The sequence below is a fragment of the Mangrovimonas spongiae genome (genome assembly GCF_003944795.1).
Lineage (GTDB): Bacteria > Bacteroidota > Bacteroidia > Flavobacteriales > Flavobacteriaceae > Mangrovimonas > Mangrovimonas spongiae.
Genome location: NZ_RWBG01000004.1, coordinates 303,363 through 323,817, shown reverse-complemented (window position 1 = coordinate 323,817; position 20,455 = coordinate 303,363). Strand labels below are relative to the sequence as shown.

The 20,455-nt window shown below is 33.4% G+C and carries 19 protein-coding genes and 1 riboswitch; of the genes, 11 read left to right on the top strand and 8 right to left on the bottom strand.

The genetic code is table 11. The features are described 5' to 3' along the window. Positions 1 to 8: 8 nt before the first annotated feature. Complete coding sequence (locus EJA19_RS10485) at positions 9 to 1,937, bottom strand: TonB-dependent receptor plug domain-containing protein (protein ID WP_125468314.1); 1,929 nt, start codon at positions 1,935 to 1,937, stop codon at positions 9 to 11. A gap of 68 nt (positions 1,938 to 2,005) precedes the next feature. Beyond that, a riboswitch (cobalamin riboswitch) is annotated at positions 2,006 to 2,240 on the bottom strand. Between the two features lie 67 nt (positions 2,241 to 2,307). Here EJA19_RS10485 and EJA19_RS10480 point away from each other — a divergent pair. The 9 genes from EJA19_RS10480 (at position 2,308) to EJA19_RS10440 (ending at position 11,028) form a co-directional block, all read left to right on the top strand. Further along, entirely contained in the window at positions 2,308 to 3,450 is a 1,143-nt protein-coding gene (locus tag EJA19_RS10480; RefSeq protein WP_240640266.1) for an ABC transporter substrate-binding protein, read from the top strand. Next, positions 3,451 to 4,479 carry a FecCD family ABC transporter permease gene (locus tag EJA19_RS10475; protein ID WP_125468312.1) on the top strand — a complete coding sequence of 343 codons (1,029 nt, stop codon included), beginning with the start codon at positions 3,451 to 3,453 and terminating at the stop codon, positions 4,477 to 4,479. Between the two features lie 63 nt (positions 4,480 to 4,542). Continuing rightward, complete coding sequence (locus EJA19_RS10470; protein WP_125468311.1) at positions 4,543 to 5,337, top strand: ABC transporter ATP-binding protein; 795 nt, start codon at positions 4,543 to 4,545, stop codon at positions 5,335 to 5,337. A 136-nt stretch (positions 5,338 to 5,473) separates the two neighbouring features. After that, a complete protein-coding gene (gene rmuC, locus EJA19_RS10465; protein ID WP_125468310.1) occupies positions 5,474 to 6,799 on the top strand; it encodes a DNA recombination protein RmuC in 1,326 nt (441 codons plus the stop codon). A gap of 9 nt (positions 6,800 to 6,808) precedes the next feature. Next, complete coding sequence (locus EJA19_RS10460; RefSeq protein WP_125468309.1) at positions 6,809 to 7,177, top strand: 6-phosphogluconate dehydrogenase; 369 nt, start codon at positions 6,809 to 6,811, stop codon at positions 7,175 to 7,177. Next, on the top strand, positions 7,174 to 7,728 hold the full coding sequence (locus EJA19_RS10455) for an acyl-CoA thioesterase (protein WP_125468308.1): 555 nt from the start codon (positions 7,174 to 7,176) through the stop codon (positions 7,726 to 7,728). The genes EJA19_RS10460 and EJA19_RS10455 overlap by 4 nt, the downstream gene beginning before the upstream one ends. Before the next feature lie 88 nt (positions 7,729 to 7,816). Next, the gene (locus tag EJA19_RS10450; protein WP_125468307.1) at positions 7,817 to 8,434 is read left to right on the top strand and encodes a SatD family protein; all 618 of its coding nucleotides are present in this window, start codon (positions 7,817 to 7,819) and stop codon (positions 8,432 to 8,434) included. Further along, positions 8,431 to 8,982 carry a DUF3307 domain-containing protein gene (locus EJA19_RS10445; protein WP_317124827.1) on the top strand — a complete coding sequence of 184 codons (552 nt, stop codon included), beginning with the start codon at positions 8,431 to 8,433 and terminating at the stop codon, positions 8,980 to 8,982. Before EJA19_RS10450 ends, EJA19_RS10445 begins: the two co-directional genes overlap by 4 nt. A gap of 150 nt (positions 8,983 to 9,132) precedes the next feature. Further along, positions 9,133 to 11,028, top strand: coding sequence for a BamA/TamA family outer membrane protein (locus EJA19_RS10440; protein WP_125468306.1), 1,896 nt, complete (start codon positions 9,133 to 9,135; stop codon positions 11,026 to 11,028). A 15-nt stretch (positions 11,029 to 11,043) separates the two neighbouring features. Here EJA19_RS10440 and carB read toward each other — a convergent pair whose 3' ends face one another. Both carB and rpmH read right to left on the bottom strand, forming a co-directional pair. Further along, the gene (gene carB, locus EJA19_RS10435) at positions 11,044 to 13,896 is read right to left on the bottom strand and encodes a carbamoyl-phosphate synthase large subunit (RefSeq protein WP_125468305.1); all 2,853 of its coding nucleotides are present in this window, start codon (positions 13,894 to 13,896) and stop codon (positions 11,044 to 11,046) included. A gap of 101 nt (positions 13,897 to 13,997) precedes the next feature. Next, positions 13,998 to 14,156: a 50S ribosomal protein L34 gene (gene rpmH / locus EJA19_RS10430; RefSeq protein WP_097443816.1), complete on the bottom strand. Its 159-nt coding sequence runs from the start codon at positions 14,154 to 14,156 to the stop codon at positions 13,998 to 14,000. Positions 14,157 to 14,390: 234 nt separating this feature from the next. On the opposite strand from rpmH, the gene EJA19_RS10425 reads away from it, so the two are divergent. Next, on the top strand, positions 14,391 to 14,963 hold the full coding sequence (locus EJA19_RS10425; RefSeq protein ID WP_125468304.1) for a tetratricopeptide repeat protein: 573 nt from the start codon (positions 14,391 to 14,393) through the stop codon (positions 14,961 to 14,963). 5 nt (positions 14,964 to 14,968) lie between these two features. On the opposite strand, the gene cls is transcribed toward EJA19_RS10425, so the two are convergent. From cls to EJA19_RS10410, 3 genes are read right to left on the bottom strand one after another with little or no spacing between them, the layout of a single operon-like run. Continuing rightward, the gene (cls, locus tag EJA19_RS10420; RefSeq protein WP_125468303.1) at positions 14,969 to 16,420 is read right to left on the bottom strand and encodes a cardiolipin synthase; all 1,452 of its coding nucleotides are present in this window, start codon (positions 16,418 to 16,420) and stop codon (positions 14,969 to 14,971) included. A gap of 7 nt (positions 16,421 to 16,427) precedes the next feature. After that, a complete protein-coding gene (locus tag EJA19_RS10415) occupies positions 16,428 to 17,351 on the bottom strand; it encodes a lytic transglycosylase domain-containing protein (RefSeq protein WP_125468302.1) in 924 nt (307 codons plus the stop codon). Positions 17,352 to 17,404: 53 nt separating this feature from the next. Further along, entirely contained in the window at positions 17,405 to 18,067 is a 663-nt protein-coding gene (locus EJA19_RS10410; protein WP_125468301.1) for an alpha/beta hydrolase, read from the bottom strand. A gap of 117 nt (positions 18,068 to 18,184) precedes the next feature. Here EJA19_RS10410 and EJA19_RS10405 point away from each other — a divergent pair, with 117 nt between their 5' ends. Further along, positions 18,185 to 18,481 carry a GNAT family N-acetyltransferase gene (locus EJA19_RS10405; protein ID WP_206075169.1) on the top strand — a complete coding sequence of 99 codons (297 nt, stop codon included), beginning with the start codon at positions 18,185 to 18,187 and terminating at the stop codon, positions 18,479 to 18,481. 14 nt (positions 18,482 to 18,495) lie between these two features. On the opposite strand, the gene EJA19_RS10400 is transcribed toward EJA19_RS10405, so the two are convergent. Then, positions 18,496 to 19,020 carry a hypothetical protein gene (locus EJA19_RS10400; RefSeq protein ID WP_125468300.1) on the bottom strand — a complete coding sequence of 175 codons (525 nt, stop codon included), beginning with the start codon at positions 19,018 to 19,020 and terminating at the stop codon, positions 18,496 to 18,498. A gap of 105 nt (positions 19,021 to 19,125) precedes the next feature. Next, positions 19,126 to 20,454: a tRNA (N(6)-L-threonylcarbamoyladenosine(37)-C(2))-methylthiotransferase MtaB gene (gene mtaB, locus EJA19_RS10395; protein ID WP_125468299.1), complete on the bottom strand. Its 1,329-nt coding sequence runs from the start codon at positions 20,452 to 20,454 to the stop codon at positions 19,126 to 19,128. Position 20,455 lies beyond the last annotated feature (1 nt).

Sequence of the window (20,455 nt, the reverse complement as noted above, 5' to 3'; positions counted from 1 at the left end):
TTTTTGTTTTATAAACTTAAATTAAACCCAATGTTTACGTTTCGACCTCGTGTGGTGTAACCATACAATTCTTGGTAATCTTCGTTAAAAATGTTATTTACATTAGCAAACAATTTCAGTTTGTTGCCCAAAATAGTATGGCTCACATAAAAATCTAACAAACTATAGCTTTCTAGAGTAACATCCTCTGTAGCAAATGTTGTATTGTTAAAATATGCTTCGTTTCTATCGTCGTTATACTGATAGGCTAAACTCAAAAAGGTATTTTTTAAAACATTATAATCTAATCGCGCGTTTCCTTTAAATTCTGGAATACGCAAGTTTAAATCATCTTCAACCTTAGTGTAGGTCATATTGGCATTCAACTTTAAAGCTTTTGTAATCGTGTAATTTGCTGTAAATTCTAATCCACTAGCTGTAAAGTCATCAGCAACATTATCATATTGATACACATAACTTCCCATATCTACAAAATCGATAAAATTGGTTTCATTTCTTGTAAAATACACTAAACTTAACGTTGCTTTATCTTTAATTCCTGCTTCTAAACCAACTTCTATAGTTTGATTTTCTTCAGGTTTTAAATCGGTATTCCCATAAGCGGGTTCAAATAATTGATACAATGAAGGCGTAATATAAGCTGTACTATAGCTGGCCATTCCTTTTAAGTATCCAAAACCAAATGCTTTTCTATAAGATGGGTTTATATTATACACAACGTGGCTTCCATATTCGCTATGATTATTTAAACGTGCACCTGCATTGACATTTAAACCAAAATCTGACACATACACCACATTGGCATACGGATCTACAATATTAAATGTCGCAGTTTCTGGATTAATGCTTTGCTCTAAAGTTGACGCTCCAAATGGAATAACATAGCTTTCCATATCGTTTTCCTGAAAGTTCACCCCCAAAATGGTGTAAAATTTATCGTTGAAGTTATACCTATTAAAAAGATCTGCGACCAAACTTGTTGCAAAATACTCCGCAGGATATCCCGATTCAATCACGCGTTCCACATCGTTGTATGCGGCATTTAAAGTAATGCTTCCTTTGTTGTAAGTAAACTCAGGAGCAATCCCAATACGATATTGCTTACTAGTTGAGCGATTATCGGCATCCATAAATGTAGAAGCGTCATCAAAATCGGTCTTAAACTTATCAAAACCAGCATAAGCCGTAACCTTAAACTGTTTTGAAAACGCATACCCTAATTTCACATTTCCATTAATAGAATTGTAAACGTCGGACTCTGTTCCCTTAGACATTGCTGATAATCCATCGGTATATTGATTACCAAAGCTAGCCAAATAGTTAAAATCACCTAAAGTACCATTTACAGAGACATTATTTCTAAAATCTTCTACCGCATAGTTGTTATCGTCTTGCGATTGATTGGTACCAAAAACACTTCTAAAATTAGCCGTAATCTTATCTTTTGAAGCGTCTTTCAATTTAATATTAATTACCGCTGTGGCAGCTCCTGTACCATACAATGTACTAGAAGCCCCTTTTAAAATTTCAATGCTTTCTACCTGATCTGGATTAAGTAAACGTAAATCAAAATCGTTAGCAATTTGCGATGGATCGGTTAATGCTATACCATCAATAAGCACCAACACTTGACGGTTTCTACCACCACGAACATAATATGCCAAGTTTTGCCCTGCATTACTTTTAGTACCGTTAATTTCAATACCTACTGTGGAATTGATAATTTCTGCAATGGTTTTACCCTGTAAATGTTGAAGCTCTTTCTGTGTGATTTTGGTAATTACTTTACCAGAATTTTCACGTTTTAAGTTAAATTTTGAGTCGGTAATTACGACTTCTTCTAATTGTTCTACCTGTGTAGAATCGGTTTGTTGTTGTGCAAATCCAAAAAATGATGCCGCACAAAACGCACTAATAAGCAACGTTTTTTTGTTCATTTTAAAAATAAATTGTTCGAGAAAGTATGGTAATGCATACTCAAACTTTTATCCCGAAAGTTCGACTTAATTTGTTTTTGAAGTTGGCAGGTCTCCTGACTTACATTTAGCTGTTTTACCTTCCCAGTTTTCACCAGTGGTTTTTTTGAAGTAAACAGCAACTCTTTTTAAGAGATGCCCAATCAAATTGGGCAATATGCTTACAGTTGCGGGAACAGTTCTGGACTTGAACGATAATCTCACCAGATTCCCTTTTAATCGATATTGCAAACACAACACCGAACCAAAATTCGCTGCAAAACTAAACAATTTGCACTATGTTTTAACTATAAGATGAAATAATATTACTTTTGAATGAAATTTTACTATTTTGAAAAAACTACTCTTATTTATTGCACTTTTGGGTATTGTGGCTTGTAAAAATGAGCCTAAAACGCTTGACAACAACAAACAAGATATTGCAGTATCTCACTTCAAATATGCTAAGGGGTTTCATATTGCTTCCAATAAAAACTTTAAAGTTCTTACTATAAAAAATCCTTGGCCTAAATCAGAAAAATCATTTAAATATGCTTTAATTCCCAGAGAAAATCTTGCTACACTTACTTTAAATAGAAATGAATTTGATGGTATTATCACTACACCCGTCGAAAAAATTGTAGTAACATCTACAACACACATCCCCGCATTGGAGTTATTAGAAGTTGAGCAAACCTTAGTAGGTTTTCCTGGCACCGATTATGTGTCATCTAAAAAAACACGTGCCTTAATAGACGGTGAAAAAATTAGAGAACTAGGAAAAAACGAAGGTATTAACACCGAAGTTTTGTTAGAACTTCAACCAGAAGTCGTTGTTGGTTTTGGCATAGATGGTAATAACAAAACATTTGAAACCATTAAAAAATCTGGAATTCCTGTAATGTACAATGGCGATTGGGTAGAAACATCGCCCTTAGCAAAAGCCGAATGGATTAAGTTTTTTGGTGCCTTATTTAACAAAACAGCCAAAGCCGATTCCATTTTTAACACGATTGAAAAAAATTATAACCAAGCCAAACAACTAGCTTCAAAAGTTAAAAGAACGCCAACAGTTTTAAGTGGCGCTTTACACAAAGATGTTTGGTATTTACCAAGCGGTACTAGTCCAGAAGCACAGCTCTTAAAAGATGCCAACGTCAATTATTTATGGCAAGACACCGCTGCCGAAGGGAGCTTGGCTTTAAGTTTTGAAGCGGTCTTTACCAAGGCCAAAAATGCCGATATTTGGTTAAGCCCGTCATACTACAATTCTTTGGAAAACCTAAAAAAAGCTAATGAACATTATACGCAATTTGATGCGTTTAAAAATAAAAACATCTATTCGTTTGTTAACATAACAGGACCAACTGGGGGAGTTACCTATTACGAAAAAGGCACCGCTAGACCAGATTTGGTTTTAAAAGACATTATAAAAGTGTGTCACCCAAATGTATTACCAAATTATCAAACTCACTTTTTTAAACCCTTACCATAATTGCCTAATCAAAACACATACAAGTTACCGTTTACAGTTTTAATTATTTTACTGATAATATGCTTTTTAGGAAATCTCAGTTTGGGATCTGTTTCAATTCCAACGACTGCGGTTTTTAAAAGTTTATTCACCACTATTGACAACGAATCGTGGCAATATATTATTCTTAATTACCGATTACCAAAAGCCTTTACAGCAATTTTAGTAGGTTCTGGATTAGGGATTTCTGGGCTGTTAATGCAAACCTTATTTAGAAACCCACTCGCTGGACCATTTGTGCTTGGTATTAGTTCTGGAGCTAGTTTAGGTGTTGCAATCGTCATTCTTGGCGCAGGCATTTTTGGTGGTAGTTTAGCCACACTTTTACTTTCAAAATGGAGTGTGGTAATTGCTGCAAGTTTAGGCAGTTTTTTAGTATTATTATCGGTCTTAGCAGTATCTTTAAAAGTTAGAGACACCATGGCCATATTAATTATTGGGTTAATGTTTGGAAGCATTACAGCTGCTGTTGTAAGTGTTCTTGCTTATTTTAGTTCTGCCGAACAACTGCAACAATACATTTTTTGGGGTTTTGGTAGCCTTGGTAACCTATCTTGGAATGAACTGTTTATTTTCTTTTGCATTTACCTTTTAGGCTTAGTTATGAGTGTGATTTCAATTAAAGCGCTTAACACTCTCCTACTAGGTGAAAATTATGCTAAAAGTTTAGGGTTAAACATTAACCAAAGTCGGTTTATTATTATCATAGCAACAAGCTTATTAGCTGGTACTATAACTGCGTTTGCTGGTCCAATTGCGTTTATTGGATTGGCTATTCCGCATATGGTACGACAAGTTTTTACAACATCCAACCATAAAGTATTACTGCCTGCTATATTTTTGTTTGGCGCTATTGTAATGCTTATTTGCGATAGCATTGCCCAATTACCAACAAGCGATTATACCTTGCCAATAAATGCCATTACATCGTTAATTGGTGCGCCCGTAGTGATTTGGTTATTAGTTAGAAAACGAAAAATGATGTTTTAAATGAGAATCTAAAGTCAGGACAGAAAAAGCAAGAGTCAAGACTTATAGAAAATCAATAGATTAATGACAAAAACAATACAACATACCATTTTAAAAACCAAAAACCTAACCATAGGTTACACTTCAAAAAAGCAGCAAACTGTAATTGCTTCTAGTATTGATATTGATTTGCATCAAGGTGAATTAGTGGGATTGGTTGGCGCTAATGGCATTGGAAAATCTACCTTATTACGAACACTTACCAAAGTACAAGAACCATTAAACGGAACTGTTTTTATTAACAATAAATCACTTTTTGAAACGTCTCATCTAGAACTTTCAAAAAGCTTAAGTGTCGTGCTAACCGAGCAACCAGCCTCTAAAAACCTCACTGTTTTTGAACTTGTCGCTTTAGGCAGGCAACCTTACACCAATTGGGTTGGCAATCTTTCTGAAAAAGATACAACTATTATAGAAAAAGCATTAATACAAACCAATATTAAATCATTAAAAGATAGAATGTGTTTTGAGCTAAGCGATGGTCAACTTCAAAAAGTTATGATTGCACGCGCTTTAGCCCAAGATACCGACTTAATTATTTTAGATGAACCCACTACACATCTAGATATGTACCACAAAGCCTATATTTTAAAACTCTTAAAAACACTAGCTAAAAATACCAACAAAACCATTCTATTTTCTTCACACGAGATAGACTTAGCCATTCAATTATGTGACAGAATGGTCGTTATGACAAACAATAAAGTAGTATCGGATATGCCCTGCAACCTTATTTCCAAAGGAATTTTTAATGATTTATTTCCAAAGGATATGATTGCTTTTGATAAAAAAACCGGGAGTTTTAGAGTGAAAAAGTAGCATTCAGTCTACAGTAGCAATTTTCAGTATTAAATCCAAAAATCTTCCAGCTTCCAAACTTCTATCTTCGCACTAAATAATTTATCTTTGATAAAATTCAACTTAAAAAACATTTCCATCATCACAGGAACAAATTATGACCAATAGCTTAATTCTTATCCTTGCCATTATTATTTCGGCTGCCATTGGCGGTTACATTGGCCTAACTATTGCCAAACTTAAAAGTAAAAGTGATAAAAGTACGCTTGAAGAACGCCAAAATCAATTAAACCTCACCATTAGCGAGTTAAAGGAAAATCTGAATAAAATTGAGACTGACCGAGAGTCTATCCGTAAGGAAAAAGAGTTTTTAAGTGCTGAGTTAACACGCCGCAATGCCGATTTTGAAAACCTTCAATTGCAAAACGAAAAACGCGATAAAGAACTGGAAGAACGCCAAGAACAGTTAAGAAACGAGTTTAAAATTTTGGCCAATACTATTCTTGAGGAAAAATCAAGCAAATTCACCGAGCAGAATAAAGAAAACATCAAACAAATCTTAAATCCGTTACAGGAAAAAATTAAAACCTTTGAGGACAAAGTTGAAAAATCTCAGAAGGAAAGTATTAGTATGCATTCGGCTTTAAAAGAGCAGTTATTAGGACTAAAAGACCTTAACCAAAAAATGACTCAAGAAGCCAACAACCTTACCAAAGCGTTAAAAGGCGATAGCAAAATGCAAGGTAATTGGGGCGAATTGGTCTTGGAACGTGTTTTGGAAAAATCTGGTTTGGAAAAAGACCGCGAGTATGTGGTACAGCAAAACTTTAACCGCGAAGATGGATCGCGCGTTATGCCAGATGTGGTGTTACACTTACCCGACGGCAAACGTATGATTATTGACAGTAAAGTATCCTTAACCGATTACGAACGCTTTGCCAATGCTGAAGACGACGACAAACCGATGCATTTAAAAGCACATGTAAACTCGATAAAAAAACACGTCGACCAACTTTCAGCTAAAAAATATGAAGATTTATACGATATGGAATCGCCAGATTTTGTATTGATGTTTATTCCCATAGAACCCGCTTTTGCCATTGCTTTAAACGAAGACAATACGCTTTACAACAAGGCTTTTGAAAAAAATATTGTTATTGTTACGCCTTCTACCCTTTTAGCAACCCTACGAACAGTTGACACCATGTGGAGCAACGAAAAGCAACAACGTAATGCTCTTGAAATTGCTAAACAAGCGGGTGCACTTTACGATAAATTTGAAGGTTTAGTGACCGATTTAACTAGTGTTGGCAAAAAAATAGATGCTGCTAAAAGCGATTATTCCAACGCAATGAATAAATTAGTAGAAGGTCGCGGCAACCTTATTGGTCGAGTGGAAAAACTTAAGAAAATGGGAGCCAAAGCCAAAAAATCGTTACCAGAACCTATTTTAAAACGTGCTATTAACGACGAAGACGAATAACTTTATATTATGAAATATCTCATCCGCTTTTTAATTATTGTAGTTGTAGCCTTTTTAGGCTATTTATCCTTTTTATATTTTGCATCTTACAGTGAAGGTGTTCGCGCTGGACGCTTAGTAAAATTTAGTCACAAAGGGGTTATTATAAAAACTTGGGAAGGCGAAATAAGCCAAGGGGTTTCCGATGCCCAAGTGTTTACATTCTCTGTTGAAGACAAAGAAAAACAAGTTATTGAAGACCTTACTAACCTACAAGGCAAACTTGTAAAGTTGCATTATTTTGAACGTTTCGGGAAACTATTTTGGTTAGGAGATACCAAATATTTTATCACTAAAGTAGAAGAAGAGAAAAATGCCAATAACTTTCTAGGACCATGACACACGATTTTAAAACTGTAGACTCTTCTAGAGTTTCTATCTCACAACTTATGCAACCCTCGCATTCCAATTTTGGTGGTAAAATACACGGCGGTTACATTTTAAGTTTAATGGATCAAATTGCCTTTGCTTGCGCCTCCAAACACTCGGAAGCCTATTGTGTTACAGCATCTGTAGATACGGTAGATTTTTTAAACCCAATTGAAATTGGTGAATTGGTTACCATGAAAGCTTCTGTAAATTATGTTGGGCGTACCTCAATGGTGGTTGGTATTCGTGTGGAAGCCGAAAATATTCAAACAGGAGCCATTAAACATTGTAATTCTTCGTACTTTACTATGGTAGCCAAAGATGATTATGGTAATTCTGTTACCGTTCCTGGATTGATTTTAAACGATAAAACTGAAGTAAAACGCTTTTTAAAAGCTATTAAAAGGAAATCTACTAAAATCAACAGACAAAAAGAGTTTAATAGCAATTCTTTTTCCCTAGATAATTACATAGAAAACCTAAAAGACTACAATATTAAAATAGATTTACCTAAAAATTAGCTTTAATAAAATTCCATAAAAAAGGAATATATTTTATTATTCCATAAAAAAGGAATATATTTATATATCCTATAAAAAAGGAATAATTATGACAAGTGTAATTACAGGTGATATTATTAATTCTACAAAGTATAAAAAACCAAACGGTTGGCTAACACTTTTAAAAGAAGCGTTACATTATTTAGATAAGACATCTAATAAATGGGAAATATACCGTGGTGATAGTTTTCAAATAGAGATACAAGACTATGCTACTAGTTTTGAAGCTTGTGTATACCTAAAATCTTGTATAAAAACCATTAAAAATCTAGATGTTAGATTAGCCATAGGAATTGGTGAAAAATCTTTTGAGGGTAACAATGTTACCGAATCTAACGGAGAGGCTTTTGTATTTTCTGGCAGAACCTTAGAAGAATTAAAAAAAGAGAAACGTAATCTTAAAATTAAGACATCAAACTTTGATTTAGATAAAACGTTAAACTTATATTTTAAGTTAGCCTCAATTGCTATGGACAATTGGACAACAAATTCAGCAGAAGTTGTAAAACTGTATTTGGAAAATCAAAACAAAACTCAGGAAGAAATCGCAAAACTAATAGGTATAAATCAAGAGGCTGTTAGCAAACGGTTAAAAAGAGCTTACTTTGAAGAAATATTAGAACTGGATAAAATGTTTAGACAGAAAATTGATACCTTAAAGCAATGATTTTATTAACTAAACTCATATTGGCACACTTAATTGGCGACTTTTTACTACAACCTAAAAAATGGGTGAAAGAAAAAGAAAAGAGAAAATTAAAGTCGCCTAAACTTTATATACACGTAGGTATTCATGTGCTTTTAGCCTTTTTAATAGTTTGGGATATCACACACTGGAAGTTAATTATAACCATAGGTGTTTTACATTTAATTATTGATGGATTAAAGCTCACTTTTCAAAAGAAAAACACCAAACGCCTGTGTTTTTTTATAGACCAATTATTACACCTTATTACCATTTTTATTGTCTTTATTCTATTTACTAAAAGTGATTTTAGCCTCTCCTTGTTTAACACTAACAAAGGGCTCCTTCTACTTACATCTTTAGTATTTTTAACTAAGCCAACCTCCATTATTATGCAAAGCATCTTTAGCAAATGGAATATTAACAAGCTAACTAAAGGTAACGAATCGCTTAAACATGCTGGTAGCTATATTGGTGTTTTGGAACGTATTTTAGTGTTTATTTTTATTATCACAAACCACTTTTTTTAATAACCGCTAAATCTGTTTTTAGGTTTGGCGATTTACAAGAAAGCAAACAAAGAAAACTTACCGAATATGTTTTAATAGGCACCTTAATAAGTTTCGGGATTGCCATTCTAACAGGCTTACTTTTTAATTATTTGATTTATTAAGTTTATAATGAAAACACCTGTATTAAATCAATACTTCTTTTTTGTTTTTTGTACTCTTATTTGGGGAACTTCCTATACCCAAATAAAACAACCAAAAGATTCTATAAGAACTCAAGACACTTTACAGGTTAAAGAAGATAAGCTTCAAAATTTTGTTGAAAAAAATAAAAACAATAACAAGTTCAATAAATTTCTCTACAAATACTTAGTAAAAAACCCACGTTCACAAGAAGGAGAAGAAACCACTAAGCAATTTCGAGAAAGGCACCGTTCCTTTAAAAAAATGGAAGGTAAAATTATTAGAAACATTCATGTAATAAGTCAAGACCCTTTTGGTTACTCGGTTTTAGATACCACACAAAAACCAGAGAAATGGATTGAAAGAGCTGGAAACGATTTACATGTTAGAACCAAAGATTTTATTTTAAAAAACTACTTACTTCAAGAAGAAGGAGATGCTTTAGACTCACTAAAAATAGAAGAATCTGAGCGTTTAATAAGAAGCCAACGTTTTATAAGGCGCGTAAGAATAGAAGCAAAAACCATAACATCATCTTCAGATAGCATTGATTTATATGTATATAGTTTGGATGCTTGGACCATAGTTCCTGGATTTTCTTACGCTAACAAAAAAGCCAATTTCAAACTAAGAGACAAAAACTTTCTTGGTCTAGGACACGATTTTTCCAATACGTATAGAGAAAATTTTGAAACGAAAGCCAATTCCTTTAAAACCAATTATCGTGTTCCAAATATTGAAAACACCTATATAAGTCTTAATATAGATTATGATGTTAATGAAGCCAACCAATACACAAAAGGCATCTCTATTAATAGAAACTTTTTCTCACCATTAACACGTTGGGCAGGAGGTATTCGGTTAAATCAAAGAACATATTCTGATAGTATTCCAAATACCTTAGAAATTCCTACGCAACACTTTAAAACAAGCTTACAAGATTATTGGGCTGCCATATCTTTAAACCTGTTTAAAAACACCGCTTTTTTTGGTTCGAGAACAAGTAAATTTATAGTATCAGCCAGATATTTTAATCAAAAATATTTAAATAGTCCAGGACTAGATCTAGATCCATATAATTTTTATTCCGATCAAAAATTCTTGCTCTTTGGCGTTGGTGTTGCACAACGCTATTATGTACAAGATAGATTTATAAAAAATTATAATATCGTAGAAGATGTTCCTATAGGAACTACGCTTGGTATTACTTCAGGTGTTCAAAATAAAAACGGATCTAATAGGTTATATGTAGCAGGTCGGGCGGCCATAGGAAACTATTTTCGCTTGGGTTATTTTGGTTCAGAATTACAATACGGCACATTTTACTCGCATGGAAAAAGAGAACAATCTCTTCTATCTATAAAGGCTAATTACTTTACAAAACTCTTTAGTTATAGAAATTGGAAATTTAGAAATTTTATTTGGTCAGATTTTATATTTGGAGAAAACAGAATCGATTTCTATGGCGACCAAGTAACTCTTCGAGACGAAGACAGCCCTGGAATCTCAGGGTTTAATAGCATAGAACCGTTAGGTACAAAGAAATGGATTACAAACTTTGAACTGCAGTCCTACTCGCCCTACTCATTACTTGGATTTAGGATTTCTCCCTTTATCAATTCTTCTATTGCTTTAATTAGTAAAGAAAATGAAAACCTGTTTAAAAGTAAACTATTTAGTAAAATTGGGTTTGGAATTATGTTTACTAACGACTACTTAGTTTTTGATAATTTCCAAATCTCTGTAGCGTGGTACAATAGTATCCCATATGAAGGAAATAGTATCTTCAAATTTAATGCAGTAGATAATCAAGACTTTCAATATATAGACTATGAGTTTGGTAAACCCAAACTCATAGAATATAATTCTAGAACAATTAATTAATTATTGGACTAGTTTTTATTTGCTTAAGTACATTTTACGTCTTGCATAAAGATCGTAAAACTCATCATCTTTTAAACTTTCTATAAACAAGATACTTTCTCCAGTACTCTTCATCTCTGGCCCTAATTGCTTATTAACATTTGGGAACTTGTTAAAAGAGAATACAGGTTGCTTAATAGCGTAACCGTCTAAGTGAGGTTTAAAATCAAAATCGGTTACTTTTTTATCTCCCAGCATTACTTTTGTTGCGTAATTTACATAAGGCTCTCCGTATGCTTTTGCTATAAACGGCACAGTTCTGGATGCTCTTGGGTTAGCTTCTATAATATAAACCTTATCATCTTTTACCGCAAATTGAATGTTTATTAAACCAACGGTATTTAATGCTAATGCTATTTTTTTGGTGTGATCTTTTATCTGCTCCATAACTAAATCCCCTAAATTAAATGGCGGTAATGTTGCATTACTATCTCCTGAGTGAATTCCGCATGGTTCAATGTGTTCCATAATACCAATTATATAAACATTTTCTCCATCACAAATGGCATCGGCCTCGGCTTCTATCGCACCGTCTAAATAGTGGTCTAAAAGTAATTTATTGTTTGGTATGCTTCTTAATAAATCTACAACATGCTCTTCTAATTCCTGCTTGTTAATAACAATCTTCATACCTTGCCCGCCAAGTACATAAGATGGTCTAACTAGAATTGGAAAATCTAATTCATCGGCTACTTTTAAAGCTTCTTCTGCTGTTTCGGCTGTATCAAATTTTGGATAAGGAATATTGTTTTCTTTTAGCAATGTAGAAAAGCTTCCACGATCTTCTGCTAAATCTAACGATTGGTAACTAGTTCCTAATATTTTTATACCATAGCGGTCTAGTTTTTCTGCTAGTTTTAAAGCTGTTTGTCCACCTAACTGTACGATAACACCTTCTGGTTTTTCGTGTTTAATAATATCGTAGATATGTTCCCAGAACACAGGCTCGAAATACAGTTTGTCGGCCGTATCAAAATCGGTAGAAACGGTTTCTGGATTACAGTTAATCATTATGGTTTCGTAACCACACTCCGATGCTGCTAAAATACCATGTACACAACAGTAATCAAACTCTATACCTTGTCCTATTCTATTTGGTCCAGACCCTAGTACAATAATTTTTTTCTTATCGGTGACTTCACTTTCATTATCCACAAAACGCTCCCCGTTTGCTGTTTCCACGTCATTTTCAAACGTTGAATAATAATATGGCGTTTGTGCTTTAAACTCTGCAGCACAAGTATCTACTAATTTATAAACACGTTTTACGCCTAATTCTTCACGTTTATTATATACTTGACTTTCCAAACAATCTAACATGTGAGCTATTTGTCTGTCTCCATAACCTTTTTGTTTGGCTTCAAGTAATAAATCTTTATCTATCGTATCAATCGTATAAGTTGAAATTTCTTTTTCTATAGCATAAAGTTCTTCGTATTGTTTTAAGAACCACATGTCTATTTTTGTGATTTCGTGAATACGGCTTAAAGGAATTCCCATTTGGATGGCATCGTAAATGACAAACACACGATCCCAACTAGCGTTTGTAAGCTTGTCTATAATTTGGTCGTAATTTTTGTACCCTTTTCCATCGGCACCCAAACCATTACGCTTTATTTCTAAAGATTGTGTTGCTTTGTGTATGGCTTCTTGGAACGAGCGTCCTATACCCATTACCTCTCCTACTGCTTTCATTTGAAGGCCTAATGTTCTATCACTACCTTCAAATTTATCAAAATTCCAACGTGGTATTTTTACAATTACATAATCTAATGTTGGCTCAAATAAAGCCGAAGTAGATCCTGTTATTTGGTTGCTTAGTTCATCTAAATGATACCCCAACGCTAATTTTGCAGCTATTTTTGCAATTGGATATCCTGTAGCTTTACTTGCCAATGCTGAAGAACGCGATACACGCGGGTTAATTTCAATAGCAATAATATCTTCATTCTCATCTGGAGATACAGCAAACTGCACGTTACATCCACCTGCAAAATCGCCAATACTACGCATCATATGGATGGCCATATCACGCATTTTTTGGAACGTTCTATCGCTTAAGGTCATGGCTGGTGCTACGGTTATAGAGTCTCCTGTATGAATCCCCATAGGGTCCATGTTTTCTATAGAACAGATAATAACCACATTATCGTTAGCATCTCTTAATAGCTCAAGCTCATACTCTTTCCACCCAAGTAGGGCTTTATCTATCATTACCTCATGAATAGGTGAAATTTCTAATCCACGACTTAATAATTCATCAAAATCGGCTTCATCATAAACAATAGCCGCTCCTGCTCCTCCTAAGGTAAATGACGAACGGATACATAAAGGAAAGCCAAAATCTTGCGCGATTTCTTTTCCTTTTAAAAATGATGTTGCTGTTGCTTGAGGTGCCATGGGCACACCAATTTTTGTCATTAAATCTCTAAACTGTTCTCTATCTTCGGTAATGTTAATAGCATCAATATCAACACCAATAATTTCTACACCAAAATCTTCCCAGATACCTTTTTCATCGGCTTCTATACATAAATTTAATGCTGTTTGGCCTCCCATTGTTGGTAAAACAGCATCTATTTGCGGGTGGTCTTTTAGTATTTTTACTAATGATTTTGTTGTTAGTGGCAATAGATATACATGATCGGCCATGGAAGGATCGGTCATGATAGTTGCGGGATTGGAATTAATAAGAATGGTTTCTATTCCATCTTCTCGCAAAGAACGTAAGGCTTGCGTTCCAGAATAATCGAATTCGCACGCTTGACCAATAATGATTGGTCCAGAGCCAATAATTAATATAGACTTTAAGTTTGAATTTTTAGGCATTGTGTTGTGTTGTAAGGTATTGCAAAATTAATTAAAATGAGATATAAAAAAAGGCGCTACTATTAGTAACACCTTTAAATATATTAACAATTGTTAATTCATTATTTTTTATGTCTTAATTCAGAAGATACAGATAATTTCTTTCTTCCCTTTGCTCTTCTGCGAGCAAGGACTTTTCTTCCATTAGCTGAGGCCATTCTTTCTCTAAAGCCGTGCTTATTCTTTCTCTTTCTCTTAGATGGTTGAAACGTTCTTTTCATTTCTTTATATCTTTAACTTCTTGATTAATTTCTTTTATTACTTGAGACAATAAGTCTCTAAAACTGCGGCGCAAATATACAAAGCCTTTTTTATTTGACAAACCTTTATTTTAAAAATATTTTTCAATAAAATTTTAGTTTCTTTGTAACCTGAATTCACATTAGGTGAATATTGAAGTTTTTTACTTTAAAAAATTTACATTAAATATAAAATATCAACATAAAAAAACAATCATGTACAATAAAATTTTCAAATTAATCATTGCCGGTTTAATCATAGCTTTTGCTGTTTACCAATTTACAGAAGGTTATATTGGAAATGGTATTATGCTTATTTTATTGGCTGCGGTTTTTGTGTTTTTCTATTTTAAAAACGAATTTATTTTGCTAGCCTTTTTAAGATTGAGAAAACAAGACTTTGAGGGTGCCAAAAAATGGCTGAATAAAATTAAAAGCCCAGAAGCATCTCTTGTAAAGAAACAACAAGGTTATTATAATTACCTACATGGTATTATGGTTTCTCAAGATAATATGAATGCTGCCGAGAAATATTTTAAAAAAGCGATTTCTTTAGGGCTTTCTATGGGGCATGATTTAGCAATGGCAAAATTAAACTTAGCTGGTATAGCTATGGCTAAAAGACGTAAAAGAGAAGCACAAATTTTACTTAAAGAAGCTGAAAAATTAGACAAGCACGGTATGCTAAACGAGCAGATTAAAATGATGAAAGAAAACATGAAACGTGCTCAAATGCCTAATCAACATTTTGGTGGTCATAGACAGCAAAGACCAGGTAAAAGACGATAAGCTCCTTACAATAAAGGTGACCAAAGCCTACAAAGCGACTCTTGAAGTCTGATAAAATTTGAGCGTTTCTCCCAAACGTTAATATCTATTTTATTACAATCTTGTAAATCTTTTAAAAATTGCTTTTTAAGATCTACACTTACTTGTTCATTGTAAATTATGGCATTAACTTCAAAATTAATATTAAAGCTTCTATAGTCCATATTTGATGTTCCTACCGTACAGAAAATATCGTCAATTACAACTGTTTTGGCGTGCACAAAGCCTTTGGTATAATGATAAACCTCTACACCTGCTTCTAATAAAGGTTGTAGAAAAGAATTGGTAGCGTGTTTGGCGGTCCAAGAATCCGATTCGTAAGGCACTATTAATTTTACATCAACACCACTCTTATCTGCAATTTGCAAGGCTGTAACTATTTCATCGTTTGGTATAAAATAAGGCGTTGTAATATATACGTAATCTTCGGCTGTTGTAATGGCTAACATAAGAACTTCCAGAATATTAGCCCAATCTGTATCTGGACCACTTCCTGCTATTTGCACCGCAACATCATCATTATAGTGTATTTCAGGGAAATAGCTTGTTGTAATATTTATGGTTTCTCCTGAAACAAAATCCCAAGTTGTTAAAAAATGAATTTGAAGTTGCTTTACAGCTTCGCCAACAATTCTAACATGAGTATCTCTCCAATATAGTTTGGAGTCGGTATAATTCATATACGTATCGGACATGTTAATACCGCCAACATAACCTATTTCGCCATCTACTATAGCAATTTTTCTATGGTTTCTGTAATTCATTTTTCCTGCAAATCGCGGAAATAGCACCGGCATAAAGGGGAAAAATTCAACTCCAGATTGTTTTAGTTTGTGTTTGGATTTTTTAGATATTTTACTACCTACATCATCGTAACTAACTCTAACTTTTACTCCAGATTTTGCCTTTTCACACAAAATATCGATAACCTGCGTACCTATTCTATCATCTTTAATGATATAATATTCTAAATGAATATGATGTTTAGCGCCGTCTAAATCTTTTAATAAGCGCTTAAATTTTGCTTCACCATTAAAAAGCAACTCTACGTTATTATTTAGTGTTAATGGTGAATTATCGCTATTATGAAGCAGTTTTACAAGTTTCACTTTTTTATCTAATTGCTTTTTTACCTCTTCTAATTCTCGTGTATTAAGTTCTAATTCTTCTTGAACTCTTTTTACAACAGATTTATTTAAGATTCTTTTCCGATTAAAGATTTTATTTTTTCGGTATTCTTGACCAAAGAAATAATATACGACTAGTCCAAAAAACGGAAAAAACACTAATACAATAATATAAGTAAGTGTTTTGGATGGATTTATGTTTTTAAATAAAATTGTTATGGCAGCCGAAATGGCTAAAACATAGTTTAATACTATTAAAATGTTCCAAAAATTATCCTTTAAAAACTCCAATGATGTGTTATTTTAAGTAGACTCCCTCTTTAGGTATGTCTATAAAATACTGCTTACGTGATTTGTTATTTAAGTGCTTTTCACGCAACCACGGGTTATGTATTTTTAATATTTTATAGTTAATTCCAAATTTTTCAGAAAATGCGGTAAAATCTGTAACAGCGGTATCTACCCCAACTTTATATGTAGGCACATTTTTATACAAGTCTTTATCTCTAAAGTTAAAGCCATATTTGTCTGGGTGACTTAAAATTTCTTTTAAAGCTAATATTCTAAATACATAACGTCCTGTTTCCTGTCCTAATAACAAATCGTAATAATCGGATACGTTTTGTCTTTCTAATTCTTTTGAAACACCATAATTACCTGCATTATACGCTGCTGCAGCTAATGTCCATGACCCAAAACGCTCTTTAGATTTTTTTAAATACTCGCAAGCTACTTCTGTAGCCATTTCTAGATTATAACGTTCATCTACATTATCATTAATTTCCAATCCATATTCGCGTCCTGTTGTTTTCATTATTTGCCAAAAACCACGTGCTCCAGCAGGCGATACAGCATTGGTTAAGCCACTTTCTATAACTGCTAAGTATTTAAAATCGTCTGGCACACCATGTTTTGCTAAAATAGGCTCGATAACAGGAAAGTACTTTTTAGCACGTTTAAACATTAACAACCCGTTGGATTGCCAATAAGTGTTTACCAAAAGCTCTCTATCTATACGTTCGTATATATCTGGATTATTTAACGGAACAGGTTCGCCAGAAAATTCTAAATATTCAGGTACCTGAAGTGCATAAACATTATAATCGTTTACAAGTTTTTTTTCAAAATTTTCGTCTGTAGGAGCATCTTGGAAAGCGTTCACAAAAATAGATGCCACAAAAAACAGCCCTAAAAGCGCCATTACATTTTTAATCCATCTCATAACTATCATGTTTTTTTATAAAATTAATAAAAGCTTTTTAATTTAAATTGGTTTTAGCTTAAAATAAGTTTAGGTAAATGCTCATTAAACCATTTATATCTATTTAATATCATAATATGCGTTCCTCCTTTTACTGTAATACAGTTTTTTATGTGATAATACGGAAACACAAGATCTTTATCGCCATGAATATGAACAACTCCTTCTAAAGGTTTTACAACGTCCCAACAAACTATTTGTTGTATGGACCACCTCATATAATGGGCATCGTTAACAGATAAGTATTTCTTATATAATTCTACACGTTTAGTGGCCCTTTTACCAAGTGCAAAACGTGCTAAAAAATCCAAATCTTTAAATGCTCTAGCAGGAATAAGTTTATAAACCTTAATATATTTTGCAAATTTTAAGCGTTTAGGTAACTCATATTTAGTTTTAACTGTTGAAACAATTATAACTTTTCTCGCTTGCACATACTTTTGCATTTCTTGCACCAAAATACCTCCAAATGACACACCAAGAAGCACGACATTATCATGAGTCACTTTTTTAGAGAGGCGCTTAGCGTAGTTGGTTAAACTTTCGTTTTTTAATGGAATTTCCCATTCTAACCAATGCGATTCAAACTTATCTGAAGGCAGTTCTATATTCTCGAAAATTTTAGGGTTTGCAGCCATTCCTGGCATAAAATAAACGTGTATAACTTCGGCGTTCATGGGATATAAACCATTAAATATGTTCCTATTAACAATAATTTTTCGTAAATTTGCGTTACAAAACTATTGAAAATAGTACTTACTCCTAAACATTCCTAGTAAATAAAATATTTTATTATGATTGATGCAGCTGATCTTGTAGATAATGACTTTTTACGCCAGTTTGAATTAAAAGTTGATGACCATTTAGCAAAAATTGAATATTCGCTTCAAGAACGAAAAATATTCTTAACAAAGCTAGTTGTTCCTGAAGAAATTGATTCGGCAGAATTTCAAAACGAGTTTATAAAAATTGTGTTCCAAAATATTGAAGAACGCAATTTAAGTGTTGTCCCTACAAGTCCTGAAATAGCTAAATTTATTAGAAAAAATAAGCGTTATAAAAGTATGTTGCCTGTTGGTGTTAGAATTTAAAAACGGCTTATTATTTATTTTACAAATGTATAAGTCAAGTTTTGAGATACCGATATATCTCCTGTAATGTGGTCTTTAGCTATAAAGCCATTCGCAACAGTTATAGATAACGTATTTTCGCTTACTGTAAAAGATGATTCTACTCCAGCATGATTAATAATTCCAATTCCATCTTCTAGAGTATAACTTATAGGTTCATCAACTCTATCTCCATTTGTAGAACTAGTAATCATAAAGATTAACTTTCCATCTTCTTCTTTTGTGTTGTAAGTAGTTTGGGCACTAAAATAAATAGTCCCACTTGTTTCATTATTTATAATTAACTCCGAATGACCTAAATATCCAGGTGTTTCAAATAAAATAGTACTCGCAACACCATCATTATTAACATCTAAAGGTGTTTCTAAGGTTATTTTATTCAATCCCCAAACACCTTCAATGCCAGATGGTTCATTAGCAACATCATCTTGATCGCTTGAACAAGCAAAAACGACTGTAAGTGATGCTAAAAAAAATAGCTTATTTATAAATTTATGCATGGCAATATAATTACTGGAAATAAAAGTAATTTTACACCTAATAATTACCCAAAAAAATAGCTGAAAGACTACTGAAAACCGATGAGTTACAAAAAATAAGGAGATTTAATTTACCGAAACACTTAAAAACTCGAATCTTACCAAACCATCCTCATCTATCTTGGTAAGTTCAACATCATGTAACGTGTTAACAAGTTCTGGGTTCCATGGTGCTTTAACTTTAACATAATTTTCGGTAAACCCATGAATGTAGCCTGCTTTGTTTTCTCCCTCAAACAATACCGTACGTTTAGTGCCTAATTGGTTTTCATAAAATGCACGTCGCTTTTTTACAGATAAACCACGCAGCATTTTACTTCGTTTAGAGCGTACTTTTTTAGGGACGACGCCATCCATTTCGGCGGCTTCGGTATTATCGCGTTCAGAATAAGTAAAAACGTGCAGATAAGATATATCTAATTCATTTAAAAAGTTATAAGTCTCTAAAAAATGTTCGTCGGTTTCTCCAGGAAAACCAACAATCACATCAACACCAATGCAAGCATGTGGCATAACTTCACGAACTTTAGCTACACGATCTACATAAAGCTCACGCATGTAGCGGCGCTTCATTTTCTTTAAGATAGTGTTGCTGCCACTTTGCAACGGAATATGGAAATGCGGTACAAAAGCTCTGGATTTTGACACTAAATCTATCGTGTCGTTTTTTAATAGATTAGGCTCTATTGAAGAGATGCGCAAACGTTCTATCCCTTTTACTTTATCCAATTCGGTTACCAAATCTAGAAACGTATGCTCGTGCTTTTTATTACCGAATTCGCCTTTTCCATAATCGCCAATATTAACACCTGTTAACACAATTTCCTTGATGCCTTTTTCTGAAATCTCTTTGGCATTTTGTAATACATTTTCCATGGTATCACTACGTGAAATACCACGAGCTAATGGAATGGTACAATAGGTACATTTGTAATCGCAGCCGTCTTGAACTTTTAAAAAAGCGCGCGTTCTATCACCTATAGAATAACTTCCCACGTAAAAATCGGCTTCATCAATTTCACAAGAATGGACTTCACCTAAATCGTTTTTAGATAAATCGTTTAAATAATCGGTGATTTTGAACTTCTCGGTAGCGCCAAGTACTAAATCCACGCCATCAACATCGGCCAATTCCTGTGGTTTTAATTGCGCATAACAGCCTATTGCTGCAACAAACGCTTCTTCATTAGCTTTTTGTGCTTGCTTAACAATGGTTTTAAAACGCTTGTCGGCATTTTCGGTTACCGAGCATGTATTAATCACATAAATATCAGCTTTTTCAGAAAAGTCAACACGATCAAACCCTTCATTGGTGAAGTTTCTAGCAATGGTTGATGTCTCCGAGAAGTTAAGCTTACAGCCTAATGTATAAAATGCGACTTTTTTACGTTCCATA

Excerpts from the sequence above, each read along its gene's own strand:
- EJA19_RS10485 (WP_125468314.1), bottom strand. The coding sequence starts at position 1,937 with ATGAACAAAAAAACGTTGCTTATTAGTGCGTTTTGTGCGGCATCATTT.
- EJA19_RS10470 (WP_125468311.1), top strand. The coding sequence starts at position 4,543 with ATGACAAAAACAATACAACATACCATTTTAAAAACCAAAAACCTAACC.
- rmuC (WP_125468310.1), top strand. The coding sequence starts at position 5,474 with ATGACCAATAGCTTAATTCTTATCCTTGCCATTATTATTTCGGCTGCC.
- EJA19_RS10460 (WP_125468309.1), top strand. The coding sequence starts at position 6,809 with ATGAAATATCTCATCCGCTTTTTAATTATTGTAGTTGTAGCCTTTTTA.
- EJA19_RS10455 (WP_125468308.1), top strand. The coding sequence starts at position 7,174 with ATGACACACGATTTTAAAACTGTAGACTCTTCTAGAGTTTCTATCTCA.
- EJA19_RS10450 (WP_125468307.1), top strand. The coding sequence starts at position 7,817 with ATGACAAGTGTAATTACAGGTGATATTATTAATTCTACAAAGTATAAA.
- EJA19_RS10445 (WP_317124827.1), top strand. The coding sequence starts at position 8,431 with ATGATTTTATTAACTAAACTCATATTGGCACACTTAATTGGCGACTTT.
- EJA19_RS10440 (WP_125468306.1), top strand. The coding sequence starts at position 9,133 with ATGAAAACACCTGTATTAAATCAATACTTCTTTTTTGTTTTTTGTACT.
- carB (WP_125468305.1), bottom strand. The coding sequence starts at position 13,896 with ATGCCTAAAAATTCAAACTTAAAGTCTATATTAATTATTGGCTCTGGA.
- rpmH (WP_097443816.1), bottom strand. The coding sequence starts at position 14,156 with ATGAAAAGAACGTTTCAACCATCTAAGAGAAAGAGAAAGAATAAGCAC.
- EJA19_RS10425 (WP_125468304.1), top strand. The coding sequence starts at position 14,391 with ATGTACAATAAAATTTTCAAATTAATCATTGCCGGTTTAATCATAGCT.
- EJA19_RS10415 (WP_125468302.1), bottom strand. The coding sequence starts at position 17,351 with ATGAGATGGATTAAAAATGTAATGGCGCTTTTAGGGCTGTTTTTTGTG.
- EJA19_RS10410 (WP_125468301.1), bottom strand. The coding sequence starts at position 18,067 with ATGAACGCCGAAGTTATACACGTTTATTTTATGCCAGGAATGGCTGCA.
- EJA19_RS10405 (WP_206075169.1), top strand. The coding sequence starts at position 18,185 with ATGATTGATGCAGCTGATCTTGTAGATAATGACTTTTTACGCCAGTTT.
- EJA19_RS10400 (WP_125468300.1), bottom strand. The coding sequence starts at position 19,020 with ATGCATAAATTTATAAATAAGCTATTTTTTTTAGCATCACTTACAGTC.
- mtaB (WP_125468299.1), bottom strand. The coding sequence starts at position 20,454 with ATGGAACGTAAAAAAGTCGCATTTTATACATTAGGCTGTAAGCTTAAC.